This window comes from Phenylobacterium sp. (assembly GCF_030693405.1).
Classification (GTDB): Bacteria; Pseudomonadota; Alphaproteobacteria; order Caulobacterales; family Caulobacteraceae; genus Phenylobacterium.
In genome coordinates this window covers 13154-39937 of sequence record NZ_JAUYAW010000045.1, presented here as the reverse complement: position 1 = coordinate 39937, position 26784 = coordinate 13154, and the positions used below count along the sequence as shown (strand labels likewise).

The window sequence follows — 26784 nt, the reverse complement described above, 5'->3', positions numbered from 1 at the left end:
CGTGGCCTATGACGGCTATGTGGCTCTGGGCTGCGTGATTCGCGGGGAGACCTACCACTTCGAGGTCGTGTCCAATGAGTCTGCCCGCGGCCTCATGGATTTGACGATTAGCCGCAAGCTCTGCATCGGAAACGGCATCCTGACCGTCGATGAAGAGGCTCAGGCCTGGGCCCGCGCCCGGGCGAGCCAGGCCGACAAGGGCGGCGGGGCGGCGCGCGCCTGTCTGGAGATGATCAGCCTGAAGGCGCGGCTTTCCGGGCATGATCAATGAGCGACGACCTGCCCACGCCGCCGCAGCCGCCCCGCCAGGCCCGCTCTGTCGCCCGTCTCGCCGTTGTCCAGGCGCTTTACCAGATGGAAGTCTCGGGGGCCGGCGTTGAGGCGGTGATCCGTGAGTTCTCCGACCATAGGTTCGAGCGCGACGTTGAGGGCTTCGCCTTGACCGGCGCCGATGAGACCTTCTTCGCCGAGCTCCTGCGCGGCGTGGTCACCCACCAGGCGCAGGTGGATCGCGCCGTAGTCCGACGCCTGGCCACGGGTTGGCGTCTCGAACGTCTTGACGCGACGGTGCGCGCCATACTGCGATCGGGCGCCTATGAGCTGTCCGAGCGGCCCGACGTGCCCACCGAGGTGGTGATCGATGAGTATGTCGAGCTGGCCAAGTCCTTCTTCGAAGGACCCGAGCCCGGCTTCGTGAACGGCGCCCTGGACGGCGTGGCCCAGGATGTCCGGACCTGATGAGACCGGCCATCCGCCGGGGGAATTCGAGCAGATCGCCCGGCTCTACCGGCCACTGACGCGGGGGGCGCCAGAAGCGCTGGGACTTCTCGACGATGCGGCGGTGATCCCGTCGCGGCCCGGTTATGATCTGGTTGTCACCAAGGACGCCCTTGTGGAAGGCGTGCATTTCCCGTGGGGTGAGGCCCGCGACCTTGTGGCGCGCAAGCTGCTCCGGACCAATCTGTCAGATCTCGCAGCCAAGGGGGCCAAGCCCTTCGGCTATTTTCTCGCCGTCGCCTGGCCGCCGGAGACCGACTTCGCGACGCGCGAAGCCTTCGCCCACGGGCTGCAGGTCGACGGGGCGGCCTTTGACGTCTCCCTGCTGGGGGGCGACACGGTGTCCACCTCCGGTCCCCTGAGCGTGAGCATGACCTTGCTGGGATGGGTCCCCGAGGGTCGCGCGGTGCTTCGGTCTGGCGCCCGACCCGGAGATCTGGTCATGGTCAGCGGCCCGATCGGCGACGGAGGCCTGGGGCTCGCCGCTGTGGAAGGGCGATTGGCGGACGTCGGCGGCTATCTGGCCGGCCGTTACCGGCTGCCGACCCCGCGGCTGGACCTGCGGGAGAGTCTGGGGCGTTGGGCCTCGGCCTGTGCGGATGTGTCTGACGGCCTGATCGCCGACGCTGGTCACATCGCCACGGCAAGCGGCGTCGCTCTGCGGCTGGATCTGGCGCGGGCGCCGGTGTCGCCCGCCGCCGCAGGGTGGCTGGCGGGCCAGCCCGACCAGGGCCTGGCGCGGGGCCGCCTGGCCAGCTTTGGCGACGACTACGAACTGGTGGTCACGGCGCCGCCCGCGGCGGCGGCGGCGCTTGGCCTGTCGGTCATTGGAGAGGTCGAGGCCGGGGCGGGTGTCGACGTGACCTTTGGCGGCGCGCCCGTGACCGTCGCGGCCGCCGGTTGGACCCACCGCTGATCGTAAGACTACGGCAACCCTGTCTGGATTAGGCTCGATCCATGCATCGTCGAAGCCTGCTCGCCCTTCTCCCCTTCGTGCTGGCGGCCGGTCCCGCCGTGGCGGCCGGAGGCAAGGCCGCCGACAAGGCTGGCGCAGCTCAGTATATCGATATCTCGCCGGTCGCCCTGCCGGTGACCATGGGCGACAGGGTGGTGAACTACATCTTTGTCGGCGTTCGCCTGAACCTCACCGCCATGGCCAATGTGCAGAAGCTGCGGGAACGGGAACCGTTCTTTCGGGATGCGCTGGTCCGCGCCGCGCATCGGACCCCATTCACCGGCAAGACCAACTTCACGACCATCGATGTTGATCGGTTGAAGGCCGTGATGCTGAAGGAAGCCGTGCGCCTCGGGGGCAAGGACATCCAGAGCGTGGCGGTGACGTCCCAGACGGCTAAACGACAGAGCGGACTGCCCAAGCATCCAGGCGCTCCGCCGGGCTGAGTCCGCGCTTCTGCACAACCCGTTGCGCCCCTATCGCAACCTTGGCACAGTCGCCGCGCGATAAAAAAATAAGAGGCGCCGCAATGACGGCGTCTCAACCCAGAGGAAACGTTGCGGCCTGTCCTTCCCGCCTCCCGGCGGTGAAGCGTCGTGTCGCGCCATTGAATAGGGGCGTCTGAACTATGAGTCTCGAGCTTATGCTGGTGATTGCCGCCGGCTTGCTGGCGGTGCTGTACGGCGTCGTCCAGTCCGCATCCCTGATGCGGGCCTCCCCTGGAAACCCACGCATGCAGGAGATCGCCGCCGCGATCCAGGAGGGCGCCCAGGCCTATCTGCGTCGCCAGTACACCACCATCGCCATGGTGGGCGTGGTGATCCTGATCGGCGTCGGCGTCCTCTTGGGCGTTCTGCCGGCGATCGGGTTCCTGATCGGCGCGGTGCTGTCCGGCGCCGCGGGCTTCGCCGGCATGTGGATCTCTGTGCGGGCCAATGTCCGCACGGCCCAGGCCGCGTCTGAAAGTCTCGAGAAAGGGCTCTCTCTGGCGTTCCGCTCTGGCGCGGTCACCGGCATGCTGGTGGCGGGTTTCGCCCTGGTGGGCGTGGCCGGCTACTTCTTCGTGCTGACCGGCCCGCTGGGCTTTGCACTGACCAGCCGTGAAGTGGTCGACTCCCTGGTGGCTCTGGGCTTCGGCGCCTCGCTGATCTCCATCTTCGCCCGTCTTGGCGGAGGCATCTTCACCAAGGGCGCCGACGTGGGCGGCGACATGGTGGGCAAGGTGGAGGCCGGCATTCCCGAGGATGACCCGCGCAACGCCGCCACCATCGCCGACAATGTGGGCGACAATGTCGGCGACTGCGCCGGCATGGCCGCCGACCTGTTCGAGACCTATGCGGTGACCACCGTCGCCACCATGGTGCTGGCGGCCATCTTCTTCCGGGGCACGCCCCTGGTTGAGACCATGATGATGCTGCCCCTGGCCATCTGCGGCGTCTGCATCATCACCTCGATCATCGGCACCTTCTTCGTCCGCCTGGGCAAGTCTCGCAACATCATGGGCGCCCTCTACCGCGGCCTGATCGTCACCGGCGTGCTGTCGGTCGGCGCCATCTGGTGGGTCACCACCCGCATGGTGCCTGACATGGTCACCCTGGGGACCCGCAGCTTTGATGGCCTGTCGCTGTTCTATTGCGGCGTCGTCGGCCTCGCGGTCACCGCGGCCATCGTCGTCATCACCGAGTACTACACCAGCACGGCCTTCCGCCCGGTGAAGTCGGTGGCCAAGGCCAGCGTCTCTGGCCACGGCACCAACGTGATCCAGGGGCTGGCTGTCAGCCTGGAGTCCACGGCGCTTCCGGCCCTGGTCATCATCGGCGGCATCATTGTGGCCAATGGCCTGGCGGGCCTGTTCGGCATCGCCATCGCCACCACCGCCATGTTGTCGCTCGCCGGCTTCATTGTCGCGCTGGACGCCTTCGGTCCGGTGACGGACAACGCCGGCGGCATCGCCGAGATGGCGGGCCTGCCCGCTGACGTCCGCGTCTCCACCGACGCCCTCGATGCGGTCGGCAACACGACCAAGGCCGTGACCAAGGGCTACGCCATCGGTTCGGCCGGCCTGGGCGCGCTCGTGCTGTTTGGCGCCTATACCGAAGACCTGAAGTTCTTCGCCTCCACCGCCGAGCCCGGCTCCTTCTTTGAAGGCATGGGCGCCGTCGCCTTCGACCTGTCCAACCCCTATGTGGTGGTGGGCCTGCTGTTCGGGGGGCTGCTGCCCTTCCTGTTCGGCGGCATGTCCATGACTGCCGTGGGCCGGGCGGCCGAGGCCGTGGTGGTCGAGGTTCGTCGGCAGTTCAAGGAAAACCCCGGCATCATGACCGGCGAGGTCAAGCCGGAGTACGGTCGGGCCGTGGACATCCTGACCAAGGCGGCCATCCGCGAGATGATCGTCCCGAGCCTTCTGCCGGTCGTCTCGCCCGTGGTGCTGTTCTTCGTGATCATGGCCATCGCCGGCAAGGCCGACGCCTTCTCCGCCCTCGGCGCCATGCTCATGGGCGTCATCGTCACCGGCCTGTTCGTGGCCATCTCGATGACCTCCGGCGGTGGCGCCTGGGATAACGCCAAGAAGCTGATCGAAGAGGGCCACCACGGCGGCAAGGGGTCGGAGGCTCACAAGGCCGCCGTCACCGGCGACACCGTCGGCGACCCCTACAAGGACACGGCCGGCCCGGCCGTGAATCCGATGATCAAGATCACCAACATCGTGGCCCTGCTGCTGCTGGCGATCCTGGCCCATGGGGTCGGTGGCTAACGCCCCGCGTCACCTCTGAACGAGAAACGCCCCGGAGAGTGATCTCCGGGGCGTTTTTCTGTCTGGCGGCCTGGCGGGCGGGGCGGGCCTGCGGTCCTAGCGACGGTCGCCCGGACGATTGCCCGGCACTGATTCGTCGTCCCGCGGCAGCATGCCGCCGCGTCCCACATTGCCCAGCAGCTGCTCGAGGATGGTCAGCTCGCGGCCGCGGGTGGGGGTCTCGCGGTCGTTGAAGGCGACGACCTTGCCGTCCTCGAGGGTGTAATGATCCACCGCCTCTACGACCTCGCTGTCGCCATTGAAGCGGATCGCCACCACCTCGCGGTTGACGACCCGAGGTTTGCGGAAGGCCACCTGCTCCTTCACCTGGGCGATGTAGAACCAGATGTCGTCCTCGAAGGTCGAGGTGGTCGAGGGCGATCCGAGGCGGCCGCGCACAGTGGACTTGGTGTCCTCGCCGACCTTCACGTCCTTCGGACTGGCGTCGATGGCCTGGAAGCCGGAATAGCTGGTGATGGGGGCGCAGGCGCTGGTGGCGAGCAGTCCGGCCGAGAAGACGGCGAAGGCGACACGGCGAAACATGAGGGAACCGGACCTGTTCAAGATTTCAAGACTTTGACCTATCGCCCGCGGGGCCTTAGTTCAATGCCGCCGTTAACGCCCTGTGGCGGCGAAATCGAGGCCAAGATGATCCTGGAGCGTCTCTTTCGTCCCAAGCCCGCGAAGATCGCGGGGCAGAAACTCTATGCCGGGCTGGTCGCCCAGGCCCGGCGGACGGACTTCTACAGCCAGCTTGCAGTCCCCGACACGGTGGAGGGGCGCTTCGAGCTCTACTCTCTGCATGTGGTGCTGCTGCTTGATCGCCTGAAGCGGCAGGGGGCCGCGGCTGGCGTGGTCGCCCAGGCCCTGTTCGACGCCTATGTCTCGGCGCTCGATGACGCCCTCCGGGAGATGGGGGTCGGCGATCTTTCGGTGGGCAAGAAGATGCGCAAGCTGGGCGAGGCCTTTTATGGCCGGGTGAAATCCTATGAAGCGGCCCTGGCCGCTCTGCCGGATGAGGCCTCCCTGGCGGGCCTCATCGCCCGGACGGTCTATGCCGAGGCCGCTGACGCCCAGCCTGAAGCGCTCGTGACCTATGTGCTGCGCCAACGGCAGGCCCTGGCCGCCCAGCCCCTGGACGCCATCCTGGCCGGCGATGTCGTCTGGACCGCGCCATGAGCGAGTCTCCCATCTGGTCGCATAGATTCCGGATGTCAGACCTCTCGCGAGGTCCCGTGGTCGTCCCTCTCGAGGCTGATGAGGCCACGCGCGCGGCCCTGGCGAAGCATCTCGGCCTGCGGGCCATCAAGTCGCTGACGGCCGAGGCGCGGATCCGACCGTGGCTGGACGGGGCGGAGATCGGGGGCCGCTTCAAAGCCCTGGTCGAGCAGGAGTCGGGCATTTCCCTGGAGATTTTCGATCAGGTGGTCGAAGGGCCGCTTGAGGTTCGGCTGGTCCCGGCCGGGAGCCCCAACGCCCCCGACCCGGAGGTCGAGATCGAGTTGGACCCCGAGGCCCCCGATCCTCCCGAAATCCTGGACGGCGACGTGATCGATCTGGCCGCCTATGTGGTCGAGCATCTGGCTGTGGAGATCGATCCCTTCCCCCGCCAGCCCGGCGAAACCTTCGAGTACGCGCCGCCGCAGGATGACGACTCGCCCTTCGCCGTGCTTAAGCGGTTGAAAGACGATAATGGGTGAGCGCCCGCCGGAGGCCGCCAGAGCGGCCCGCTTCGGGCGGCGAATTGGGGCTGAAATCACGCCGTGAGCCAGGTTTTCACCATTTCAGTCGACGCCATGGGCGGCGATCACGGCCCGGCGGTGACGATTCCCGCCCTGTCGCGGGCCGTGGGGCGCCTTGGTCCTGATGTGCGGTTCCTCGCCCATGGGGACGCCGCCCTCATTGAAGGCGAACTCGCCCGACTGCCGGATCTTGCCGGTCGCGTCGAGGTCCGTCACACCGACAAGGTGGTGGCCAGCGACGAGAAGCCCGCTACGGCGCTTCGTCGGGGCAAGGGCTCCAGCATGTGGAACGCGGTAGAGGCCGTGAAGCTGGGGGAGGCCGGGGGCGCCGTCTCGGCTGGCAACACCGGCGCGCTTATGGCCATCTCCAAGCTGATCCTGCGCATGAGCGCCGATCTTGACCGCCCTTGTCTCACCGCCAGCTGGCCCACCGTCCGAGGCTTCACCACCGTCCTGGATGTGGGCGCCAATGTGGACTGCGACGCCGCCCGACTGGTCGAGTTCGCCATTCTCGGGGAGGCCTTCCACCGGGCGGCCCATGGGATCGAACGTCCGACCATCGGCCTGCTGAACGTCGGCTCCGAGGACATCAAGGGCCACGAGGAAGTCCGGGAGGCCCATCGCATGCTGCGCGAGGGCGCAGCGGGCTTGAACTATTACGGCTTCGTCGAGGGCGATGATCTCACCCGCGGCGTGGTGGATGTGGTGGTCACTGACGGGTTCACCGGCAATGTGGCGCTGAAAACCGCCGAAGGCGTCGCGAAGTTCATCTCGGGCGAGCTTCGTGCGGCGCTGACCTCATCCTTGCCCTCGAAGCTGGGCGCGCTCCTGGCCCGCAAGGCCCTGCTGGCTTTCCGCGAGAGACTGAACCCGCCGGCCGCGGCGCCCTTGCTTGGCCTCAATGGGGTGGTGGTGAAGAGCCATGGCGGCGCCGAGATTCGAGACTTCGCCGACGCCATCCAGGTGGCGGCCGATCTTGCGCGGAGCGACTTCGCCGCGGAGATCACCCGCAGCATGACCAGGCTGGGCCTCGGCGCCCAACCGATGACCGCCGCGGCGGGCCAGGGAGGCGAGTGAGTTGAGTTCCGTGCGTCGCAGCGCCGTGACCGGCGTGGGGGGCTATCTCCCCGACGAGATCGTCACCAATGATGATCTCGCCAAGTTCGTGGACACCAGCGATGAGTGGATTCGCGAGCGGACCGGCATCCAGATGCGCCGTCGGGCGGGTCCCGACCAGGCCGTATCCGACCTCGCCGTGGAAGCTGCGCGCCGGGCCCTGGCCGCCGCCGGGCGGACCGTGGACGAGGTCGATCTGATCATCGTCGCCACCACCACGCCTGACCTGACCTTCCCGGCCACGGCGGCCATCGTGCAGCGCAAGCTGGGCTGCCCGGTGGGGATCGCCTTCGATATCCAGGCCGTCTGCTCGGGCTTCGTCTACGCCCTGTCCGTGGCTGACGGCTTCGTCGCGGGCGGCCGCAGTCGGTGCGCCCTGGTGATTGGGGCCGAAATGATGACCCGCCTGATGGACTGGACGGACCGTGGCACCTGCGTCCTGTTCGGCGATGGCGCCGGCGCCGTGGTCGTCGAGCCGGTGGACGGGCAGGGGACCACCGCTGACCGGGGCCTGCTGGGCTTCGCCCTGCGGGCCGACGGGACCAAGCAGGACCTGCTCTATGTGGATGGCGGCCCGTCGACCAACGGCGAGGTCGGGAAGCTGCGGATGCAGGGCAATCAGGTCTTCCGGCACGCGGTCGTGAACATCTCCGAGGCGGTCACGGCGGCTGCGGCCGACGCCGGCGTCGAGGTGGCTGAGGTGGACTGGTTCGTGCCCCACCAGGCCAATATGCGAATCCTGGAGGGCGTGGCCCGCCGGTTGGGCATCGAGGAATCGAAAGTCATCACCACCGTGGCCGAGCACGCCAATACCTCGGCGGCCTCGATTCCGCTGGCCATGTCGGTGGCCGTCGACGATGGCCGGATCAAGCGCGGTGATCTGCTCCTGCTCGAAGCCATGGGCGGCGGCCTTACCTGGGGCGCGTGTGTCGTGCGCTTCTGAGCCTCGGCTCAAAACTAGACGGGAACCCTTTGACCTTGCCCGACAATCACGGCATGACGGGGCTTCATGGTTGTCCGGGGCGGGGTGCGTATGAAGGGCTCGACATTGACGCGGGCTGATCTTTGCGAAGCGGTCCACGACGAGGTTGGACTGTCTCGCCAGGATTGCGCCACCCTGGTGGAACGCACCCTTGAACTGATGATCCAGGCCCTGGAGGCCGGCGAGCAGGTCAAGCTGTCGGGCTTTGGCGTTTTCCAGGTCCGCGCCAAGCGTGCCCGCATGGGCCGCAATCCCAAGACCGGCGAGCCGGCGGCTATCGAACCGCGCCGCGTCATCGGTTTCCGGGCCTCCCAGGTGATGAAGGCGAGGGTCGACAAGGCGCTCGCTGGAGGCGACTAGACCGTGGCCAAGAGCCCCGAAGCCTTCCGGACGATCTCGGAAGCGGCTGAGGAGCTGGACGTGCCTCAGCATGTCCTGAGATTCTGGGAGACCAAGTTCTCCTTTATCCGCCCCATGAAGCGGGCCGGTGGCCGACGATTCTATCGGCCGCAGGATCTCGCTGTGCTGAAGGGCGTGCGTCGTCTGCTGCACGACGAGGGCTACACCATCAAGGGCGTACAGAAGCTGCACAAGGAGCAGGGGGTTCGCCGCCTGCTGGATATGGCGCAGGTCGAGGCCGCTGACATCAGCATGGACTCCTCCCCCCTCAGCGACGATGGCCAGGCCCGGCTCTGGCGGGTTCTGGAGACGCTGGAGGCGGCCAAGGATCGGCTGGATCAGGGTCTTGGGGACAGGCGCGATCTGGGCTGACTTTGCGGGTTGCCCGGGACCGGGCGCCCGCCTATAAGACGCGACCTCGCCGCTGGCGACGGAGCGTAGCGCAGCCTGGTAGCGCACTTGACTGGGGGTCAAGGGGTCGTGGGTTCGAATCCCGCCGCTCCGACCATCGTCCCAAAGGGCGGGGTCGATTTGGGGGCCAAGCGGCGCTTAGCGCCAGGGCCTGGGGGGCTCAGTGGCCCCGGTTCATCCAACTGATCAGCGGCAGAATCGGGACGCCCCAGGCCAGACCGGCCACCGCGAAATAGACCGTCTGAATCCAGAGGCTGTCGGGCAGGCGCTCGCCGATGGCGATCGCGGCCACGGCATAGGCGGTCACGAAGGCGACCATACCAAACAGGCCGATAAGTTTGCGCAGGCGGGCGCTCATCAGATCCTCGTGAGACTGGCGGCGCCGGGACGGCGCGACCCCCATATAGGGTGCGCCGTCGGCCGATGTCACTTGCGCCGGATGAGCCCCAATATGGCCAGGAGCAGGATTGCGCCGATGGTGGAGACGATCAGGCTGCCGATAAAGCCGTCGAAGGGGAAGTCGATGGCGTTGGCGATGAACCCGCCGATCAGGGCGCCGATCAGGCCGACCACCAGATTGGTGAACAGGCCATGGTCCCGCTTCATGACTTTTTCTGCGATCCAGCCGGCGAAGATGCCGATGATGATCGCCCCAAGGATTCCCACGCCGCTCATCGTATCGTCTCTCCCATACGCGGCGCGCCTCGCCGCTTCTTCAGAATGCGGTCAAGCTTGGGGAGTTCCAAATCCACTGGCAAGGCACGGGGGCATGGACGGATATCCCCCGGTGCTTTAGCCCATGGCCCAACTTAAACCCCAAAGAGGCGCGATCCCGCCGCAATGACCTCGTTCCTGCGCTCGGACCGGTCGACGCCGGTCGCCATTTGGCTGTCCATTGTTGCAGCCCTCGTTCTAGTGATGGTGGTCGTCGGTGGGGCCACCCGCTTAACGGACTCCGGCCTGTCGATCACCGAGTGGAAGCCGGTGACCGGCGCTCTGCCGCCGATGTCCGACGCCCATTGGGACGCCGAATTCGACAAGTACCGGCAGATTCCCCAGTACCAGCTGGTCAACCGGGGCATGTCCCTGGAGGAGTTCAAGGTCATCTACTGGTGGGAGTGGGCGCACCGGTTCCTTGGCCGCCTTGTGGGCTTGGCCTATGCCCTGCCGTTCGCCTATTTCCTGATCCGCAAGCAGATCCCCAAGCGTTTGATCCTGCGCTGCGCCGGCCTGCTGGCCCTGGGGGGACTGCAGGGCGCCATCGGCTGGTGGATGGTCTCAAGTGGTCTGGCCGACCGGGTGTCGGTCGCCCCGGAACGTCTGATGGTCCATCTGGGCCTCGCCTTTGTCCTGTTTTCCGCGCTCATCTGGACAGCGCTTGACGCCTGGCGCGGCGAGGCGCGCCAGCCCCTGCCAAGCCCGTGGAGCCTGATGGCCCTTGGGCTGATGGGGCTCATCTTCCTGCAGATCCTGCTGGGCGCCCTGGTGGCCGGCAATGATGCCGGCCGGGTCTATAACGACTGGCCGCTGATGAACGGCACGCTGTTCCCGCGGGATTACGCAGGCGAGGGGGTCTGGGGAACCATCGCCCACAGCCAGGGCGCGGTGCAGCTGCACCACCGCCTGCTGGGCTACGTGCTGACCATCGTGGTGATCTGGATGGCGATCAGCGCGCGGCGGACCAACTATGTGCCCCCGCCCGCCAAGCGCCTGATAATGGCCACCACCCACGCCACCTTGCTGCAGGTGGTGCTGGGGATCGCCACCCTGATGCTGGTCGCCCCCCTGTGGCTCAGCATGATCCACCAGTTCCTGGCCGCTGTGGTCCTGGGCTTGGCGACGGCCTTCGCCTGGCGGATCCGCCGGGTCTAGAGCATTTTCCGATAAGTGTGACGCGGTTATCGGATCAAAAAATGCTCTAACTTTATGATTTAGAGCCCTTTTAATCCGATCTGATTGAAGCAATCAGATCGGAAAGGGCTCCAGGCCGCTGCGCCCGGCGCCGGCTCAGGCGCGGAAACTGTCCCAGGGCCCAGTGATCGCCACCGTCAGGCCCGGCCAGTAGATGTTCACGAAGCAGGTGGAGCCGTCCGGGGAGAAGCAGGCGCCGGCCAGCTCGGCGTTCCCCTCGAACACATTGCGGGCGATGGTGTAGACGCGCCCGTCAGGCGTGATGCCCTTCAGGTGATTGCGCAGGGTGTCCGAATAGCGGTCCTCGCACGCGAAGATGTGCCCCCAGGGCGAGATGGCCAGATTGTCGGCGAAGTCCATCACCCGGTTGTCGCTTGGCTCGACGAACAGTTCCAGATGGCCAGGCGCGTCGGCCTCGCCGGCCTGGCCCTCCTGCGGACTTGGAATGTAGCGCAGGACCTGTCCATGGCCGGCCGGGCCGCTGGAGGTGCAGGTGAAATAGACCCCCTCCGGGCTCCAGAAAATGCCTTCCCCGCGACCGATGAAGGCTGCGCCGGCCTTCTGCATGCGGAAGCGGAGGTCTTCATTGGGGTTGTCGGCGCCGTCCACGTCGATCCAGACGCAGGCCTTGCGATCGCCCACCTTCCAGGTCGGCTCGGAGCCCTTCATGTTGCGGGCGTCGCCGCCTTCCGGCGCATCCCTGAAGCCGAGGGTCTGCAGGCGGCCGCCCTTGCTGAGGTCGCGGCGGTCATTGGGCAGGAAGCGGTAGAACAGCCCCTTTGAGTCGAAGGAGTCCTCGGTCTCGTAGATGATCCCGGTGTTCGGATCGACCGCGGCGGCCTCGTGCTGGAAGCGTCCCATGGCCCTCAGCGGGACAGGATCAACGAGACCACGGCTCCGGGCCGGCACCTCGAAGACCCAGCCATGGTCTTTGCCGAGGCCGGCCTTGGGCGACAGGGTGGTTTCCTCGCAGGTCAGCCACGAGCCCCAGGGCGTCACGCCCCCGGCGCAGTTGACCAGGGTGCCGGTCAGGCTGAGATGCTGGCTCTCGAGCTGCTGACGCTTCAGGTCGTAGATCAGGGTGGTGACACCGCCCCCCAGGGGATAGCCGTCGGGCCCAATGTCATAGGCCTGTTCGGGCTTCAGCTTGTCGGCCAGCTTCCGCCCATGACCCAGGGGGCCATAGTTCAGGTCGCGGGGGCTGAGCTCATGATTGCGCAGCAGGGCGATACGCGAGCCGCCCAAGGGGACCACCCCCATACCGTCGGCCTTGTAGGGCACGAAGAAGCCGTCATCCATGGTCTGGCCGGCGTGGGAGATCACCCGGTAGGAAAAGCCCTCAGGCAGGTCGAGGATCTTGTACGGGTCAGGCTTCAGCGGGCCGTAGCCATGGACCTCGTTGAGATAGCTCTCGGAGTCGGCCTGGGCCTGGGCGCGCAGGGCATAGCCGGAAAAGGCCGCGCCAGCCGCGGCGGCGCCCAGCAGGGCGCGACGATGAAGGGACATGGGGCTCCAGAGTTCAAAGGCGTTTGAAGCCATTCTAGCCGAAAGCCGTGGCGAGGCGATGACTAGAGCGCGTTCCGATAAGTGGGAACCGGTTATCGGCACGAAACGCGCTCAAGACTTGCAGTGTCGAGCCCGATTCAACGATCGGACGGTTCCGTCCGATCGCATCGGGCTCTAGCGTCAAATCGGGGTTGGAGTGAGTCGATATGACAGTTATCGTGTCAATAGATAGGGGCGAGCATATCGCCTGAACAGCGCAGCGGAGGCCTTCTTGACCCTGACCTACGATCTCTACTGGTCCTTCCGCTCACCCTATTCCTATATGATCACCCCGCGGCTGATGGCACTTGAGGCGGAGTTCGACGTCCAGGGCGTGATACGTCCAGTCTATCCGCTGGCGGTGCGCACCCCGGAGTTCTTCGAGACCCGGGATCCCCTGTGGTTCAGCTATTTTCTCGCCGATATCCATCGCGAGGCGGCCTTCCTGGGGCTGCCCTTCGCCTGGCCTCGCCCGGACCCGGTCTATATGGACATGGCCACCCGGACCTATCCCAAGGAACAGCCGCACATCCATCGCCTGACCCAGATGGGGGTCGCCGCGGCCGAGCGCGGCCGGGGACTGGCCTATCTGACCGAGGTCAGCCGGACTATCTGGAGCGGTGAGGTCGAGAACTGGCATGAGGGCGACCATCTGGCCCGAGCGGCCGAGCGGGCAGGACTGGATCCGGCCGAACTCGCCGCCGCCGTGGACGCCGAAGCCGACCGGCTCGACGCTGTGGTCGAGGCCAACCAGGTCGCTCAAAGGCAGGCTGGCCACTATGGGGTCCCGATGATCGCCTTCAATAGTGAACCCTTCTTCGGCCAGGACCGGTTTGACCAGTTCAAGTGGCGGCTTGAGCAACAGGGCCTGACCCGCCGGACCGATTGACGGCCAGAAGCAGGTAGGCGGCTTGGCTGGACCTGATACAGTCATGACCAGGACGGCGTACGGCGTCGGCCTGGTCCCCTCGGGCCTCACCTTTCGACAGATGGTTCATGAGCGATTCCAAACCGCCCTCCGGTCCGCCGGAGCCAACGCCCGTCTCGGCCAAGATCCGGGCGCGGCTGAAGTCCTCCAACAAGCGCTTCTTCGCCAACGACAACATCGCCGCCTTCCTTGAACCTGGCGAACTTGAAGGCCTTCTGGACGAGGTCGAGGGCAAGTTCCGCTCGGTGCTGGACAGTCTGGTCATCGATACCGAGCGCGACCACAACACCCAGGACACCGCCCGCCGGGTGGCTAAGATGTACCTCACCGAGGTGTTCCGCGGCCGCTATGCCGAGGCGCCGCCGGTGACGGAGTTCCCCAACGCCGCGGCGCTCAATGAGCTGATGATCGTGGGTCCCATCACGGTGCGCAGCGCCTGCAGCCATCACTTCTGCCCGATCATGGGCCGTCTGTGGGTCGGCCTGATGCCCAATGAGCACTCCAACCTGATCGGCCTGTCGAAATATTCCCGCCTGGCCGAATGGGTGATGTCACGCCCCCAGATCCAGGAAGAGGCCATCACCCAGATGGCTGAACTGCTGATGGAGAAGGTCCGTCCCGATGGCCTGGCCGTGGTGATGGAGGCCGACCACTTCTGCATGCATTGGCGGGGGGTCAAGGACTCCGAGACCAAGATGACCAACAGCGTCATGCGCGGATCGTTTCTCAAGGACCACAACCTGCGCAGCGAGTTCCTCTCGCTGATCAAGTCCAGCAAGTAGGTAAGGCGTCATGCTCGTCCGTTGTCTTTACGCCAGCCGCCCCTCCGCCGCCCTGCAGGGCGCCGAACTGGATCGCATCCTGAACCAGTCCCGGAAGAACAACCCCGCCCTGGGGATCACGGGCCTTCTCTGCGTCTCCGACAATCTGTTCATCCAGGTGATCGAGGGCGGGCGGGACGAGGTGTGCGAGCTCTACAACGCCATCGTCCGCGACGAACGCCACCAGAACGTCCGCATGCTGGCCTATGAGGAAATCTCCGAACGCCAGTTCGGCCACTGGACCATGGGCCAGGTGAGCATCAAGAAGCTCAACCCCTCCCTGGTGCTGAAGTATTTCCGCCGTCTGGAATTCGATCCCTTCGAGTGTTCCGGAGCCGCCACCCTGTCCCTGCTGAACGACCTGGTGGCGACGGCCTCCATCGTCAATCGCGGGGACTGAGGCGTCTGCGGTAATATGATACCGCGTCAGTTTGGCCCGTGATTTACAAGGCTTTCCGGGCCATCTGTGTTGACAAGGTGGCGTGCGGCACGTACATGCCGCGCCTCACGTCGCCGGCGCTACGCCGCCGTCGCAACTAACGGATCGTCCCCATGATGAAGACCACGGCTTCTCTGAAGCCTGCCGAGGTCGAGAAGAAGTGGATCGTGATCGATGCTGAGAACGCCGTGGTCGGCCGCCTCGCTTCGTTCATCGCCATGCGTCTTCGCGGCAAGCACCGGCCCGACTACACCCCGCACGTCGATTGCGGCGACTATGTCGTCGTCGTCAACGCCGACAAGGTGAAGTTCACCGGCAAGAAGCTGACCGACAAGGTCTACTACTGGCACACCGGCCATCCGGGCGGCATCAAGGAACGCACTGCGGACAAGATCCTCGGCGGCAAGTTCCCCGAGCGCGTGCTTGAAAAGGCCGTGGAGCGGATGCTGCCCAAGGAAAGCCCCCTGGCCCGCAAGCAGATGACTCACCTGCGCATCTATACCAGCGCTGAGCATCCGCACGCCGCCCAGAACCCCGAGACCATCGCGTTCGCCGAGATGAACGCCAAGAACGTGCGGAGCGCCTGAGGCCCATGTCCGAGACCCAAGGTTTCGAGGCCCTGCAAAGCCTCTCGTCCAATCCTGAATCGGCCCCCCGCGAGCCGGTCATCGACCAGTACGGCCGCTCCTACGCCACCGGCAAGCGCAAGAACGCCGTGGCCCGGGTGTGGATCAAGCCCGGCAAGGGCAAGATCACCATCAACGGCCGCGACCAGGAGATCTATTTTGCGCGCCCCGTGCTGCGCATGATGATCGCCCAGCCGCTGGAGATCGCTGACCGTCTGGGCCAGTTCGATGTCATCGTCACCGTCAAGGGTTCAGGCCTGTCGGGCCAGGCCGGCGCGGTCCGTCACGGCATCGCCAAGGCGCTCACCTATTACGAGCCGGGCCTGCGTCCGGTCCTGAAGCCGCACGGCTTCCTGACCCGCGACTCCCGCGTCGTTGAGCGTAAGAAGTACGGCAAGGCCAAGGCCCGCCGCAGCTTCCAGTTCTCGAAGCGCTAGTCGCGCGCGAACACCGCGTATGCGAAATGGGGCGCTTCGGGAGACCGGAGCGCCCTTTTTCTTGTCCATCGTCCCAAGCGGGAGACGACCATGGCCCATAAGATCTTCATCGACGGCGAGGCTGGCACCACAGGTCTGCAGATTCGCCAGCGTCTGGCCGACCGGCGCGACCTGGAGGTGGTGTCGATCGACCCTGCGCGGCGCAAGGACGCCGAGGCCCGGGCTGAGCTGCTCAACAGCGTCGATGTGGCCATCCTCTGCCTGCCGGACGAGGGCGCCCGGGAAGCCGTGGCGATGATCGCCAATCCCGATGTGCGGGTCATCGATCCCTCCACCGCCCACCGGACCTCGGCGGGCTGGGCGTTCGGCTTTCCGGAACTGAGCCCGGGCCAGCGCGAGACGATTGCGGCCTCGAAGCGGGTGACCAATCCCGGTTGCTGGTCGACGGGGTTCATCGCCCTGGTCGCGCCCCTGGTCCGGGCGGGGCTCATTCCGGCCGAGGCGGCGCTCTCGGTCCACGGCGTTTCAGGCTATTCCGGCGGCGGTAAGGGGCTGATCGCCGAGTTCGAGGACGCTCCGGCGCCGGCGCCCTCGGCCGACGCCCTCCGGCCCTACGGTCTGACCCTGGCGCACAAGCACCTGCCGGAGATGGTCGCCTATACGGGCCTGACCCACCCGCCGATCTTCTCCCCAGCCGTGGGGCGGTACGCCCAGGGCATGATCGTTGAGGTTCCGCTCGCCCTTTGGGCGCTGCCGGGGCAGCCGAAGGTCAGCGACCTGAGCGCGGCCTTGTCCGAGGCCTATGCCGGCGAAACCTTCGTGACCGTCGCCACGGACCTGGAGGTGGCAAGCCTTAGTCAGGCGCGGGCCGGAGCCGCCGGCTATGTCCAGGCTCTGGACCCCGAGGCGCTGAATGGAACCAACTCACTGAAGCTCTATGTGTTCGGCGACGAGGCCAAGGGCCAAGCCCGACTGGTGGCCGTGCTAGACAACCTTGGCAAGGGCGCCTCAGGCGCCGCCGTACAGAACCTGAACCTGATGCTGGGTCTCGAGGAGGAGACGGGTCTGACCCGCGCCTGACCAAGGTGGCGCTTCGACGGCCGACACAATGAGTGCTTAACCAGACACCGTTATCCCTTAGGGGGTCATAGTCTGGCGCTTAAGGATTCCCTCCGCTCATGACACATGCGTCGTTCCTCGAACCGGATTCAGAGACGCATTGGCTGAGCCCTGAGGCGCCGGCCCTCGATGCAGCGGCCTTTTTCGATGTCTCGCATGATCTGCTGGTGATCCGGGACATTGACGGCCGTGTGCTCAAGGCCAGCCGCTCCTGGCTGACCACCCTGGGACACGACCCGGCCGAGATGGAAGGCCGCCCGCTGCTGCGCTTTGTGCACCCCGAGGATCTGCCGGGCACACAGGGCAGCGTCGAGGAGGTGGAGAACCGCAAGGCCGGGGATCCGGTGCTGGGCTTCATCAATCGCTATCGCCATCGCAATGGAAGCTACCGCACCCTGGAGTGGCGGGCTCAGCGGCACGGCGACCGCATCTACGGCGTGGCCCGTGACGTGACCGATCGGGTCGCCGCCGAGCAGGCCCTGCTGGAGGCCAAGGCCGCCGCCGAGGCGGCGAGCCGGGCAAAGACCGACTTTCTCGCCAATATGAGCCATGAGGTGCGCACGCCCCTCAACGGGGTGATCGGCATCATCGACGCCCTGTCACGCACGCCGCTCAGCCCCGAGCAGGCTGAGATGGTGGGTCTGGTGCGCGACTCCGGCGTGATCCTCGAGCGGCTGGTGTCCGACTTTCTCGTGGTCTCCAAGATTGAGGCGGGCCAGCTGGACCTCGAAGTCCGGGCCTTCGACCTTGAGGAGGCCCTGCGACCTTGCATCGAGGCCACCCGTCTGCGGGCCGAGGAAAAGGGGCTGGTCCTGCATGTCACGCGGGACGATGGGGCGCTTGGCCGGTTCATGGGCGACGCAACACGGCTTGGGCAGATCGTCGCCAATCTGCTGTCCAACGCGGTGAAGTTCACCGAGACCGGCCATATCGCCCTGCGGATCGGCCGCATGGATGGGCCGGCGGGCGATCATCTGACCCTGGTGGTGGAGGATACGGGGGTGGGCTTCGGCGCCGAAGCGGCGGCGAGGCTGTTTGACCGCTTCAGCCAGGCCGACGAGACCATCAGCCGCCGTTTCGGAGGCACGGGGCTTGGCCTCTCCATCTGTCGATCCCTCACCGATCTGATGGGCGGCGACATCTCGGCCACCTCGGAGCCGGGGCGGGGCAGTCGGTTTGTGGTGTCGATCCCGCTGCCTCGGGCAGAGCCCCCCCTGGCCGGCGAGACGCCGCGCACCCCTGTGACTGACCCTGCGGGCGCCCAACGCCCCTTAAGAATTCTCCTGGCCGAAGACCATCCGACCAACCAGCGCGTCGTTCAGTTGATCCTGGCCAGCCAGGACGCCGAACTGGTGACAGTTGAAGATGGACGCCAGGCCGTGGCGGCCTTCGCTGCTGGTGGGTTCGATATCGTGCTGATGGACATGCAGATGCCCCATATGGACGGTCTCGCCGCCACCCGGGCCATCCGGGCCATGGAGGCGGAGATGGGCGCGAGCCCCACGCCCATCGTCATGCTCAGCGCCAACGCCATGATTGAGCATCAGACCCAGGCGATGGAGGCGGGCGCGAACATCCATGTGGCCAAGCCGATCACGGCCGCCAGTCTGCTCGCAGGGATTGAGGCGGTGCTCGCGCCTTGATCGCGGGCTGAGATCTGGACTCATCTGCGGGCCTGAAGCTCGCGTATACGGGGTTATGACCCTGTTCCAGGCACTTCATCGTCGCGCCGTCCTGCTCGGCGCCAGCGCGCTCGCCGCCTGCGGCGGCGCTCCCCAGGCCAAGACCGCCGACGCCTACGCCAGTTCGCCCTGGCGCAAGCTGAGCGATGCGGAGTGGAGACAGCGCCTGTCGCCGGCGGCCTATCAGGTCCTGCGCCACGAAGGGACCGAACGGGCCGGCACGAGCCTATTGGACAAGGAGACGCGGCGCGGAACCTATGCCTGCGCCGGCTGTGAGTTGCCGCTGTTCAAGTCCGACTGGAAGTATGACAGCCGTACGGGCTGGCCCAGCTTCTATCGTCCCATTGAAGGCGCGCTCGGCGAAAAGACGGACTTCAAGATCGGCTTTCCCCGCACCGAGTATCACTGCGCCCGCTGTCTTGGACACCAGGGGCATGTCTTCAAGGATGGGCCGCGGCCTACGGGCCTGCGCTACTGCAACAACGGCGTGGCGCTCAAGTTCATCCCGGCCTGACGGGCTCATGAAATTCTAGGCTGCGGTCCGGCGGCGCCCTAAGAGGTCTCTCAACAAGAGACGACACCTTAGGGAGGACGAATGAGACACGATCTTGCACGACGTCTGGCCGCCGCCGCCTCGGCCGCAGTCCTGGCCACACTCGCGGCGGGACCGGTCGCCGCGGAAGTCGCCGTTGTGGCGCCGGAGCAGGCCGGGTTTGCGGCGACGGGCGTTGAGGCCCTGAAGGCGGAGATGCAGAGCCTGGTCGATCAGAAGAAGCTGGCCGGCGCGGTCACCCTTCTGGCCCGGCAGGGCAAGGTCGTTCATTTCGAGGCCTATGGCGTCCAGGATGTTGCCACTGGCCAGGCGACGACCCGCGACACCATCTATCGCATCGCGTCCATGACCAAGCCGGTGGCGGGCGTGGCCATGATGATCCTCTGGGAAGAGGGCAAGTGGAGCCTGGACGATCCGGTCGCCAAGCACATTCCGGAGTTCGCTAATCTCGTCGTGGCGACCGCGGACGGCGGAACCGAGCCCCAGGCTCACCCCATGACCATGCGTGAGCTTATGAGCCATACGGCCGGCTTCGACGTCAGCGCGGGCTATGAGGATGATGGCCTGCAGGACGCCGACCTCCAGGCGATGATCGACAAGCTGGCCGCCCTGCCGCTGGCCGTCCAGCCGGGGACAGACTGGCGTTACGGTCCCAGCGTCAACATCCAGGGCTACATCGTCGAGAAGCTGTCGGGCCAGAGCCTGGATGTCTTCTTCAAGAGCCGCGTCTTTGACCCTTTGAAGATGGGCGATACGGGCTTTCACGTGGGCGCCGCCAAGCTGGGTCGGGTCTCGGCTGTCCACACCTACGGCCCTGACGGCCTGGTGGCGCCGGCCGGCGATGTCAGGGCTGCGCCCACCAGTCCGCCCACCTTCCTGTCCGGCAGCGGCGGTCTGTTCTCCACCGCCGAGGACTACTGGCGCTTCGCCCAGATGCTGGCCAATGGCGGTGAGTTCGAGGGTGCGCGCATCCTGAAGCCCGAAACGGTGGAGCTCATGCGCACCAATGTGCTGGCCGATGGCGTCACGGTCGATCTTTATGGTCCCAGCCAGACCGGGACCGGCTTTGGCCTCGACTTCGCAGTGATCATGGACCCCGCCGCGGCGGGCACGCCACAGGGCCTCAACTCCTTCTACTGGGGCGGAGCCTTTGGAACGTGGTTCTGGATCGATCCCACCAACGATCTGGTGTTTGTCGGCATGATCCAGAACCTGCGCGGCAGCATCCCCGGCGCGGGCACACCCCCGCTGCGCGATATCTCGCCCCGGCTGGTCTATGAGGCCCTCAGCGCCCGGTAAGGACCTCGGGTCCGTCTCCTCACAGGGGACGGACCCGTCTGCCTCAGGACTTCACCTTCACATAGCTGCCCGGCGCGTCTTCAAGCGGCTTGAACGGACCCTTGGCTGGATCGCGCGCCGGGACCATGCCGCCTGAATGACCCTTGAGCCACCCGGCCCAGTGCGGCCACCAGGATCCGGGGGTCTCTATGGCGCCGGCCTGCCATTCGGCGAGGCTCCCAGGCAGCTGGTCGAAGGTCCAGTGCTGGTACTTCTTGGCCGAGGGCGGATTGACGACGCCCGCGATGTGGCCCGATCCCGCCAGGGTGAAGGTCACCGGCCCGCCGAACAGTCGGGCGCCCCGATAGACCGAGGCGGCCGGGGCGATGTGGTCCTCGCGAGAAGACTGCACATAGATCGGGGTCTTGACCGTGCCGAGGTCGAGCTTGATCCCATCGACCTCCAGCTCGCCCTTGGCCAGGGCGTTCTGGCCATAGAACTTGCGCAGGTAGAACATGTGCAGCGCCTTGGGCATGCGGGTCTGGTCGGAATTCCAGAACAGCAGGTCGAAGGGGCGCGGTTCCTTGCCCATCAGATAGTTGTTCACGAAGAACGACCAGATCAGGTCGTTGGACCGCAGCACATTGAAGGTGTCGGCCATGGCCTGGCCCGACAGGACGCCGCCCTCAGCGTCCATCTTCTGCTCCAGATCCTTGAGCCAGGACTCATCGGTAAACAGCAGCAGGTCGCCAGCCTCGGCGAAATCCTGCTGCGCGGCGAAGAAGGTCGCCGAGGCGATCCGCTTGTCGCCCTTGGCGGCCATGTGGGCCAACGCGGCCGAGAGCAGGGTGCCCCCGATGCAATAGCCCACCGTATTCACCGCCTTGACCCCGGCCTGGGTCATGGCCGCATCAGTGGCCTCATAGATGCCCTGGCGCAGGTAGTCGTCGAAGGTCTTGGTGGCCAGGCTCTGGTCTGGATTCACCCAGGAGACGACGAAGACCGTGATCCCCTGGTCGGTGAGCCAGCGGATCATCGAATTATCGGGCCGCAGGTCGAGGATGTAGAACTTGTTGATCCAGGTCGGGAAGATGACCAGCGGGATCTCGTGCACTTCGTCGGTCGACGGCGCGAACTGCAGCAGCTGCAGCAGCTCGTTCTGGAACACTACCTTGCCAGGCGCCGTGGCGACATTCTCGCCGATCTTGAACTGTTCGTAGTCGGTCTGGCTGATGGACAACTGGCCGCCGCCGCGGGCGAGGTCGGCGGCGAAGTTCTCCATGCCGCGCACCAGGCTCTCCCCCCCGGTGGCCATGATTTCCCGCAGGGCGGTGGGGTTGCTCGCCAGGAAGTTGGTGGGGGAGAAGGCGTCGGTGAGCAGTTTCATGAAGAACTCGACCCGGCGCCTCGCCATCGGGTCGACGCCCTCGACCCCGCCGACCAGACCGTTCAGCCAGTCGGCGGTGACCAGATAGGACTGCTTCATCACGTCGAAGACAGGATTGTCCGACCAGTCGGGATCGAGAAACCGCTTGTCGCCCTTGGCGGGGCTGGCGATGGGGGCGGGGGTCTCGCCGGCCATCCGCCGCGCCGTAGACTGCCAAAGATCCATATAGCGCGTCAGCAGGTCGGCCTGGGCGCGGACCAGCCGGTCAGGCTGGCTGGCGAGCTTGCCCATCACTTCGGTGAGGGCAGGCCCGATATGGAAGGGATCGGTGGATAGGGCGGCTGGCCGGTCAGCGTTGCGCAGCGCCGCCTCGGCGATGGCGCCCTGGGCGGTCATGGCCGCGCGGGCGAGGTTGGTGGACAGGTTCTCCAGCAGGCGCTGCTGGTCGGCGCTCAGATCGACGGCGGCCGTTCGAGGCGCCTCAGCGAGGGGCGGCGGCGGGGCGGTCGCCCGCGGCTGTTCCTGCGCAACCGGCTGCGGTGGCGGCTTCGGCGCTGCGGTTTTCTTCTGCGTGGCGGCGGGTGTCGTCTTGGCGGTGTTCGACTTCGCTCTCGCTGCTGGCGCTTTCGCCTTTGACGAGGTGGCCTTCGGCGGGGGCGCCTTGGCAGGCGTTATCTCTTGGGATCCGGACTTGGCGGCCGTCTTGCGGGCCTTCGGGCTCTTTTCGCTCATGGACGGCTGTCCTCCGGGCAGATGGGCCGATTGCAGCCCTTTCGCTGGACCGCATCATGTCATAAGAGCGAGGCGGAAATGAATGTCGCAACAGCTCTTTTTCGAAACCCCACACACGCCCTTGTCCGGCGCGGGGCCGTCGTCTGCCTCGGGGCGGCGATGGTGAGCGGCTGCGTGGGCGCAAGCCCCTTTGCGGCCGCGCCTGTGGATACGGACTCGCCGGCCGCTGCGGCGATCCTGGCGGCGGCTCGGGCTGATCGCGCCTATCCCAAGTTCAGCGATATTCCAGAGGCGCCCAAGATGGTCCGGGGGCCTCGCGCCTGGGCTGGAGCTGTGGCCGACGTCGAGGCGGCGCGGGCGGCGCTCTATGCCGAGACCGCCCCCTCGACCTGGGTCCTGCGGGACACTGAAGCCTTCGCAGCCCAGGCCCGGTCGGCGGTGGCGCCGCCGCCTGTGGCGGGCGCGCCGGCCAACACCGAGGCCTTCGCCCGGGACGCCCGGGAGCGAGCTACACCGCCTCCGTCGCCCCGTTGAGGGGACCTGCGGAGGCGAAAAGTTCCCCGAACCTGCTTGGCGGACCCCAGCCCGGGGTCTATCCATGCGCGACTTTCAGCTCCCCAACGCCGCAGCAGCGGCAGAGCTTGCAATGACCCCCGAATTCCATCGTATCCGCCGCCTCCCGCCCTACGTCCTCGAGGAGGTGAACCGCATCAAGGCGCGGCTTCGCGCCGAAGGCACCGACATCATCGATTTCGGCATGGGCAATCCCGACATGCCGACGCCCAAGCATATCGTCGAGAAGATGATCGAGACGGCGAGGGACCCCAAGGCGGGACGCTATTCCGCCTCCAAGGGGATCGTCGGCCTGCGCCGCGCCATGGCCGGCTATTACAAGCGCCGCTTCGGCGTGACCCTGAACCCGGACACCGAGGTGATCGCCACCCTGGGCTCCAAGGAAGGGTTCGCCAACCTCGCCCAGGCTCTGACCGCGCCTGGCGATGTCATCATCTGCCCGAACCCGGCCTATCCGATCCACGCCTACGGCTTCATCATTGCCGGCGGGGTGATCCGCCATGTGCCGGCCCATTCGCCGGAGGAGTATCTTGCGGGCGTCAGCCGGGCGGTGAAGCACTCGGCCCCGCCCCCCAGCGTGCTGATCCTGTCCTATCCGTCCAACCCGACCGCCCAGTGCGTGGACCTGGACTTCTATAAGGACGCCATTGCGCTGGCCCGGAAGCACGACCTGCTGGTCATCTCCGACATCGCCTATTCGGAGATCTATTTCGACGACAACCCGCCGCCCTCGGTCCTGCAGGTCGAGGGCGCCAAGGAGATCGCCGTCGAGGTCAACTCCCTGTCCAAGACCTACGCCATGGCCGGCTGGCGCGTCGGCATGGTGGTGGGCAATGAGCGGATCTGCAATGCGCTCGCCCGGGTGAAGTCCTACCTGGACTACGGCGCCTATACGCCGATCCAGGTGGCGGCGGCCACGGCGCTCAATGGGCCGCAGGACTGCGTCGCCGATATTCGCGCGATCTACAAATCCCGCCGCGACGTGCTGGTGGAGTCCATGAAGCGGGCCGGCTGGGACATTCCCTCGCCCGACGCCTCCATGTTCGCCTGGGCGCCTGTCCCTGAGAAGTTCAAGGAGGCCGGCGCTCTGCTGTTCTCCAAACTGCTGATCGAGGAGGCCGGTGTGGCGGTGGCGCCCGGCGTCGGCTTTGGCGAGTATGGCGAAGGCTATGTCCGGGTCGGTCTGGTCGAGAACGAGCACCGGATCCGCCAGGCCGCCCGCAATGTGAAGAAGTTCCTGGCGAACGCTGATGACATCCTCGCCAGGCACCATAACTCGGTGAGCAGCTGATGAGCACCCGCAACTGGCGCGTCGGCGTCGCAGGCCTCGGTACGGTCGGCGCTGGCTTGCTGACCTTCCTGAGCGAGCGCCCGGGCTTCGCCCCCGCGGGTGGCCTGGTGAGCGTGAGCGGCGTGTCGGCCCGGTCCCGCAGCCGGCCGCGCCCCTTCGACATCTCCGGCCTGGCCTGGTTCGACGATCCCGTAGCCCTGGCCCAGTCGGACGAGGTGGATCTGTTCGTCGAATTGATCGGCGGCTCCGATGGGCCGGCTAAGGCCGCCGTCGAAGCGGCCCTGAAGGCCGGTAAGCCTGTGGTCACCGCCAACAAGGCGCTGATCGCCGAGCACGGCGCAGAGCTGGCCGCTCTGGCCGAAGCGGCGGGCGTCCCTCTGCTGTTCGAGGCCGCCGTCATGGGCGGCACGCCGGCGGTCAAAATGGTCCGCGAGGCGATGGTCGGCGATGATGTCCGCAGCATCTCCGGCATCCTGAACGGCACCTGCAACTTCATCCTGACCGAGATGGAGCAGGGCGGCCGCGCCTTCGAGGACGTGCTCGCCGAGGCCCAGCGCCTGGGCTACGCCGAGGCCGATCCGACCATGGACGTGGGCGGCTTCGACGCGGCCCACAAGATCACCATTCTCGCGGCGCTGGCGTTCAACTGCGCGCCCGACTTCGCCGCCTGTGAAGTGGAGGGGGTCGATCAGGTCGAACTGCTCGACATCCGCATGGCCAAGGACCTGGGTTACCGCATCAAGCTGATCGCCTCGGCAGATCGCAGCGATGAAGGGGTGTCGGTTCGCGTGCATCCCTCCCTCGTGCCCCTGGCCCATCCCCTGGCCCAGGCCGGCGGCGCTCTCAACGCTCTGTTCATCGAGGGCGAGCGGCTGGGGCGGATCTTCATTCAAGGCGCTGGCGCGGGCGCCGGCCCCACGGCTGCGGCCGTTGCGGCCGACATCGCCGACGTGATGACCCAGGCTATGCGTCCGGTCTTCCAACGGCCGGCCACCGAGCTGGCCGCCTTTACCCCGGTTGACCGCAGCCGCAGTCTGGTGCGCGCCTATCTGCGCCTTCTGGTCAAGGATGAGCCTGGGGTCATCGCCGCGGTCTCTGAAACGCTGGCCGAGGCAGGTGTCTCTATCGAGAGCTTCCTGCAGAAGCCGGTGGAGGACGCCGAGGGTGTGCCCATCGTCCTGACCACGCACGCCGTGTCTGAGGCGGTTCTGGCCCAGGCCGTTGAGCGGATCGGCGGTCATCCGGCCGTCATCCAGGCGCCACGACTGATGCGAATCGCCCGGATATGAGACTTCCAGGGGACTAACGGCCCGCGGGGGCAGGACGGAGACCGATATGAGCGCTGAGACCCTCGATCGCGGATTGGTGCTGGACTCGGTGCGGGTGACGGAGATCGCCGCCATCGCCGCCTGGAGCCTGGTGGGCCGCGGTGATGAGAAGGCCGCAGATCAGGCCGCCGTCGACGCCATGCGGACTGCGCTCAACGATCTGGAGATCGACGGCGAGATCGTCATCGGCGAGGGCGAGCGCGACGAAGCCCCGATGCTCTATATCGGCGAGAAGGTCGGCCGGGGCGGCCCGGCGGTGGACATCGCCCTCGACCCCCTGGAAGGCACGACCCTCACCGCCAAGGCCATGTCCAACGCCCTCACCGTCATGGCCTGGGCGCCCAAGGGCACGCTGTTGAACGCGCCTGACACCTATATGGACAAGATCGCCTGCGGTCCGGGCTATCCGGCCGGGCTGATCGACCTGGACGCGTCGCCGGCCGAGAACGTCCAGGCCCTGGCCAAGGTCAGGGGCGTGGACGCCAGCCAGATCACCGTCTGCGTCCTCGACCGGCCTCGCCACGGGGAAATCATCGCCCGCCTGCGGGAAGCCGGCGCCCGGGTGCACCTTATCACCGACGGCGATGTGGCCGGGGTCATCAACACCGCCGACCCGGAAACCGGCATCGACCTCTATCTGGGGCAGGGGGGCGCGCCGGAGGGGGTGCTGGCCTGCGCGGCGCTCAAATGCGTGGGCGGTCAGTTTCAGGGGCGGCTGGTGTTTCGCAACGCCGATGAGCGGATGCGCGCCGAGCGCTGTGGCATCACCGAGCTCGACAAGAAGTACGACCTGCACGAGATGGTTCGGGCCGACGCCATCTTCGCCGCCACCGGCGTCACCAAGGGCGTGCTGCTGGACGGGGTTCGACTGAAGGACGGCTTCGTCCACACCCACTCCATGGTGATGAACTCCTTTACCCGCACGGTTCGCGAAGTGCGGATGAAGCGGCCCGTCTGA

At 66.5% G+C, this 26784-nt stretch carries 30 protein-coding genes and 1 tRNA gene; 26 read left to right on the top strand and 5 right to left on the bottom strand.

The features are described from left to right. From Q8N19_RS09195 to Q8N19_RS09175, 5 genes are all read left to right on the top strand, one after another. Window positions 1-271: 6,7-dimethyl-8-ribityllumazine synthase (locus Q8N19_RS09195; RefSeq protein WP_305589948.1), on the top strand; the 271-nt coding region annotated here is incomplete at its 5' end. Beyond that, window positions 268-738, top strand: coding sequence for a transcription antitermination factor NusB (nusB, locus tag Q8N19_RS09190; RefSeq protein WP_305589946.1), 471 nt, complete (start codon window positions 268-270; stop codon window positions 736-738). The genes Q8N19_RS09195 and nusB, both read left to right, overlap by 4 nt. After that, window positions 725-1693 (top strand): thiamine-phosphate kinase, encoded by a 969-nt coding sequence (gene thiL / locus Q8N19_RS09185; protein ID WP_305589945.1) that lies wholly within the window; start codon window positions 725-727, stop codon window positions 1691-1693. The genes nusB and thiL overlap by 14 nt, the downstream gene beginning before the upstream one ends. Window positions 1694-1734: 41 nt before the next feature. Further along, window positions 1735-2178, top strand: a complete 444-nt coding sequence (locus Q8N19_RS09180) for a hypothetical protein (protein WP_305589943.1) — start codon at window positions 1735-1737, stop codon at window positions 2176-2178. Window positions 2179-2360: 182 nt separating this feature from the next. Further along, window positions 2361-4487, top strand: a complete 2127-nt coding sequence (locus Q8N19_RS09175; RefSeq protein WP_305589942.1) for a sodium-translocating pyrophosphatase — start codon at window positions 2361-2363, stop codon at window positions 4485-4487. A 96-nt stretch (window positions 4488-4583) separates the two neighbouring features. On the opposite strand, the gene Q8N19_RS09170 is transcribed toward Q8N19_RS09175, so the two are convergent. Then, window positions 4584-5069 (bottom strand): outer membrane protein assembly factor BamE, encoded by a 486-nt coding sequence (locus Q8N19_RS09170; protein WP_305312479.1) that lies wholly within the window; start codon window positions 5067-5069, stop codon window positions 4584-4586. 63 nt (window positions 5070-5132) lie between these two features. Here Q8N19_RS09170 and Q8N19_RS09165 point away from each other — a divergent pair, with 63 nt between their 5' ends. From Q8N19_RS09165 to Q8N19_RS09135, 7 genes are all read left to right on the top strand, one after another. Next, entirely contained in the window at window positions 5133-5705 is a 573-nt protein-coding gene (locus Q8N19_RS09165; protein ID WP_371133821.1) for a ubiquinol-cytochrome C chaperone family protein, read from the top strand. A 56-nt stretch (window positions 5706-5761) separates the two neighbouring features. Then, window positions 5762-6226 (top strand): DUF177 domain-containing protein, encoded by a 465-nt coding sequence (locus tag Q8N19_RS09160; protein ID WP_305589940.1) that lies wholly within the window; start codon window positions 5762-5764, stop codon window positions 6224-6226. Between the two features lie 63 nt (window positions 6227-6289). Continuing rightward, window positions 6290-7345 (top strand): phosphate acyltransferase PlsX, encoded by a 1056-nt coding sequence (gene plsX, locus Q8N19_RS09155; protein ID WP_305589939.1) that lies wholly within the window; start codon window positions 6290-6292, stop codon window positions 7343-7345. Between the two features lies 1 nt (window position 7346). Further along, window positions 7347-8327: a beta-ketoacyl-ACP synthase III gene (locus tag Q8N19_RS09150; protein WP_305589937.1), complete on the top strand. Its 981-nt coding sequence runs from the start codon at window positions 7347-7349 to the stop codon at window positions 8325-8327. 90 nt (window positions 8328-8417) lie between these two features. Continuing rightward, complete coding sequence (locus Q8N19_RS09145) at window positions 8418-8726, top strand: integration host factor subunit alpha (protein ID WP_293317286.1); 309 nt, start codon at window positions 8418-8420, stop codon at window positions 8724-8726. A 3-nt stretch (window positions 8727-8729) separates the two neighbouring features. Then, the gene (locus Q8N19_RS09140) at window positions 8730-9137 is read left to right on the top strand and encodes a MerR family transcriptional regulator (RefSeq protein WP_305589934.1); all 408 of its coding nucleotides are present in this window, start codon (window positions 8730-8732) and stop codon (window positions 9135-9137) included. Window positions 9138-9196: 59 nt separating this feature from the next. Further along, window positions 9197-9273: transfer RNA gene (locus Q8N19_RS09135), tRNA-Pro, on the top strand. A 63-nt stretch (window positions 9274-9336) separates the two neighbouring features. On the opposite strand, the gene Q8N19_RS09130 is transcribed toward Q8N19_RS09135, so the two are convergent. Continuing rightward, on the bottom strand, window positions 9337-9534 hold the full coding sequence (locus tag Q8N19_RS09130; RefSeq protein ID WP_305589920.1) for a DUF2842 domain-containing protein: 198 nt from the start codon (window positions 9532-9534) through the stop codon (window positions 9337-9339). Window positions 9535-9602: 68 nt separating this feature from the next. Continuing rightward, window positions 9603-9851 carry a GlsB/YeaQ/YmgE family stress response membrane protein gene (locus tag Q8N19_RS09125; RefSeq protein WP_305589918.1) on the bottom strand — a complete coding sequence of 83 codons (249 nt, stop codon included), beginning with the start codon at window positions 9849-9851 and terminating at the stop codon, window positions 9603-9605. A gap of 165 nt (window positions 9852-10016) precedes the next feature. Here Q8N19_RS09125 and Q8N19_RS09120 point away from each other — a divergent pair, with 165 nt between their 5' ends. Next, entirely contained in the window at window positions 10017-11048 is a 1032-nt protein-coding gene (locus Q8N19_RS09120) for a COX15/CtaA family protein (protein WP_305589916.1), read from the top strand. A 135-nt stretch (window positions 11049-11183) separates the two neighbouring features. Here the strand turns inward: Q8N19_RS09120 and Q8N19_RS09115 are convergent, their stop codons facing one another. Continuing rightward, entirely contained in the window at window positions 11184-12593 is a 1410-nt protein-coding gene (locus Q8N19_RS09115) for an alkaline phosphatase PhoX (protein ID WP_305589914.1), read from the bottom strand. A gap of 271 nt (window positions 12594-12864) precedes the next feature. On the opposite strand from Q8N19_RS09115, the gene Q8N19_RS09110 reads away from it, so the two are divergent. The 9 genes from Q8N19_RS09110 (at window position 12865) to Q8N19_RS09070 (ending at window position 20536) form a co-directional block, all read left to right on the top strand. After that, window positions 12865-13521, top strand: coding sequence for a 2-hydroxychromene-2-carboxylate isomerase (locus Q8N19_RS09110; protein WP_305589912.1), 657 nt, complete (start codon window positions 12865-12867; stop codon window positions 13519-13521). 107 nt (window positions 13522-13628) lie between these two features. Then, window positions 13629-14342: a GTP cyclohydrolase I gene (folE, locus tag Q8N19_RS09105; RefSeq protein ID WP_305589910.1), complete on the top strand. Its 714-nt coding sequence runs from the start codon at window positions 13629-13631 to the stop codon at window positions 14340-14342. Between the two features lie 10 nt (window positions 14343-14352). Beyond that, complete coding sequence (locus Q8N19_RS09100; protein ID WP_305589908.1) at window positions 14353-14781, top strand: BLUF domain-containing protein; 429 nt, start codon at window positions 14353-14355, stop codon at window positions 14779-14781. A gap of 152 nt (window positions 14782-14933) precedes the next feature. Continuing rightward, window positions 14934-15407, top strand: a complete 474-nt coding sequence (rplM, locus tag Q8N19_RS09095) for a 50S ribosomal protein L13 (protein WP_305589906.1) — start codon at window positions 14934-14936, stop codon at window positions 15405-15407. Window positions 15408-15412: 5 nt separating this feature from the next. Beyond that, entirely contained in the window at window positions 15413-15883 is a 471-nt protein-coding gene (gene rpsI, locus Q8N19_RS09090) for a 30S ribosomal protein S9 (protein WP_293317302.1), read from the top strand. Window positions 15884-15973: 90 nt separating this feature from the next. Further along, entirely contained in the window at window positions 15974-16963 is a 990-nt protein-coding gene (gene argC, locus Q8N19_RS09085; protein ID WP_305589905.1) for an N-acetyl-gamma-glutamyl-phosphate reductase, read from the top strand. Between the two features lie 98 nt (window positions 16964-17061). Continuing rightward, entirely contained in the window at window positions 17062-18645 is a 1584-nt protein-coding gene (locus tag Q8N19_RS09080) for an ATP-binding protein (protein ID WP_305589903.1), read from the top strand. Window positions 18646-18700: 55 nt separating this feature from the next. Next, on the top strand, window positions 18701-19198 hold the full coding sequence (msrB, locus tag Q8N19_RS09075) for a peptide-methionine (R)-S-oxide reductase MsrB (protein WP_305589901.1): 498 nt from the start codon (window positions 18701-18703) through the stop codon (window positions 19196-19198). 81 nt (window positions 19199-19279) lie between these two features. Beyond that, window positions 19280-20536, top strand: coding sequence for a serine hydrolase (locus Q8N19_RS09070; protein ID WP_305589899.1), 1257 nt, complete (start codon window positions 19280-19282; stop codon window positions 20534-20536). Window positions 20537-20579: 43 nt separating this feature from the next. Here Q8N19_RS09070 and phaC read toward each other — a convergent pair whose 3' ends face one another. After that, the gene (phaC, locus tag Q8N19_RS09065) at window positions 20580-22634 is read right to left on the bottom strand and encodes a class I poly(R)-hydroxyalkanoic acid synthase (protein ID WP_305589897.1); all 2055 of its coding nucleotides are present in this window, start codon (window positions 22632-22634) and stop codon (window positions 20580-20582) included. 174 nt (window positions 22635-22808) lie between these two features. On the opposite strand from phaC, the gene Q8N19_RS09060 reads away from it, so the two are divergent. The 4 genes from Q8N19_RS09060 to glpX all read left to right on the top strand — a co-directional run bounded on the left by Q8N19_RS09060 (window position 22809) and on the right by glpX (window position 26784). Beyond that, window positions 22809-23168: a hypothetical protein gene (locus Q8N19_RS09060; RefSeq protein WP_305589895.1), complete on the top strand. Its 360-nt coding sequence runs from the start codon at window positions 22809-22811 to the stop codon at window positions 23166-23168. A gap of 112 nt (window positions 23169-23280) precedes the next feature. Beyond that, window positions 23281-24498, top strand: a complete 1218-nt coding sequence (locus Q8N19_RS09055) for an LL-diaminopimelate aminotransferase (protein WP_305589893.1) — start codon at window positions 23281-23283, stop codon at window positions 24496-24498. Beyond that, a complete protein-coding gene (locus tag Q8N19_RS09050) occupies window positions 24498-25787 on the top strand; it encodes a homoserine dehydrogenase (RefSeq protein WP_305589891.1) in 1290 nt (429 codons plus the stop codon). Before Q8N19_RS09055 ends, Q8N19_RS09050 begins: the two co-directional genes overlap by 1 nt. A gap of 46 nt (window positions 25788-25833) precedes the next feature. Next, on the top strand, window positions 25834-26784 hold the full coding sequence (gene glpX, locus Q8N19_RS09045; protein ID WP_305589889.1) for a class II fructose-bisphosphatase: 951 nt from the start codon (window positions 25834-25836) through the stop codon (window positions 26782-26784).

Bases quoted from the DNA above. Each gene is read 5' to 3' on its own strand.
- Q8N19_RS09145 (WP_293317286.1), top strand. From the start codon at position 8,418: ATGAAGGGCTCGACATTGACGCGGGCTGATCTTTGCGAAGCGGTCCAC.
- Q8N19_RS09170 (WP_305312479.1), bottom strand. From the start codon at position 5,069: ATGTTTCGCCGTGTCGCCTTCGCCGTCTTCTCGGCCGGACTGCTCGCC.
- Q8N19_RS09100 (WP_305589908.1), top strand. From the start codon at position 14,353: ATGCTCGTCCGTTGTCTTTACGCCAGCCGCCCCTCCGCCGCCCTGCAG.
- Q8N19_RS09080 (WP_305589903.1), top strand. From the start codon at position 17,062: ATGACACATGCGTCGTTCCTCGAACCGGATTCAGAGACGCATTGGCTG.
- Q8N19_RS09165 (WP_371133821.1), top strand. From the start codon at position 5,133: ATGCCGCCGTTAACGCCCTGTGGCGGCGAAATCGAGGCCAAGATGATC.
- Q8N19_RS09070 (WP_305589899.1), top strand. From the start codon at position 19,280: ATGAGACACGATCTTGCACGACGTCTGGCCGCCGCCGCCTCGGCCGCA.
- argC (WP_305589905.1), top strand. From the start codon at position 15,974: ATGGCCCATAAGATCTTCATCGACGGCGAGGCTGGCACCACAGGTCTG.
- thiL (WP_305589945.1), top strand. From the start codon at position 725: ATGTCCGGACCTGATGAGACCGGCCATCCGCCGGGGGAATTCGAGCAG.
- phaC (WP_305589897.1), bottom strand. From the start codon at position 22,634: ATGAGCGAAAAGAGCCCGAAGGCCCGCAAGACGGCCGCCAAGTCCGGA.
- Q8N19_RS09175 (WP_305589942.1), top strand. From the start codon at position 2,361: ATGAGTCTCGAGCTTATGCTGGTGATTGCCGCCGGCTTGCTGGCGGTG.
- folE (WP_305589910.1), top strand. From the start codon at position 13,629: ATGAGCGATTCCAAACCGCCCTCCGGTCCGCCGGAGCCAACGCCCGTC.
- Q8N19_RS09055 (WP_305589893.1), top strand. From the start codon at position 23,281: ATGACCCCCGAATTCCATCGTATCCGCCGCCTCCCGCCCTACGTCCTC.
- Q8N19_RS09115 (WP_305589914.1), bottom strand. From the start codon at position 12,593: ATGTCCCTTCATCGTCGCGCCCTGCTGGGCGCCGCCGCGGCTGGCGCG.
- Q8N19_RS09120 (WP_305589916.1), top strand. From the start codon at position 10,017: ATGACCTCGTTCCTGCGCTCGGACCGGTCGACGCCGGTCGCCATTTGG.
- rpsI (WP_293317302.1), top strand. From the start codon at position 15,413: ATGTCCGAGACCCAAGGTTTCGAGGCCCTGCAAAGCCTCTCGTCCAAT.
- rplM (WP_305589906.1), top strand. From the start codon at position 14,934: ATGATGAAGACCACGGCTTCTCTGAAGCCTGCCGAGGTCGAGAAGAAG.
- Q8N19_RS09050 (WP_305589891.1), top strand. From the start codon at position 24,498: ATGAGCACCCGCAACTGGCGCGTCGGCGTCGCAGGCCTCGGTACGGTC.
- Q8N19_RS09125 (WP_305589918.1), bottom strand. From the start codon at position 9,851: ATGAGCGGCGTGGGAATCCTTGGGGCGATCATCATCGGCATCTTCGCC.
- glpX (WP_305589889.1), top strand. From the start codon at position 25,834: ATGAGCGCTGAGACCCTCGATCGCGGATTGGTGCTGGACTCGGTGCGG.
- Q8N19_RS09130 (WP_305589920.1), bottom strand. From the start codon at position 9,534: ATGAGCGCCCGCCTGCGCAAACTTATCGGCCTGTTTGGTATGGTCGCC.
- msrB (WP_305589901.1), top strand. From the start codon at position 18,701: ATGACCCTGTTCCAGGCACTTCATCGTCGCGCCGTCCTGCTCGGCGCC.
- Q8N19_RS09180 (WP_305589943.1), top strand. From the start codon at position 1,735: ATGCATCGTCGAAGCCTGCTCGCCCTTCTCCCCTTCGTGCTGGCGGCC.
- nusB (WP_305589946.1), top strand. From the start codon at position 268: ATGAGCGACGACCTGCCCACGCCGCCGCAGCCGCCCCGCCAGGCCCGC.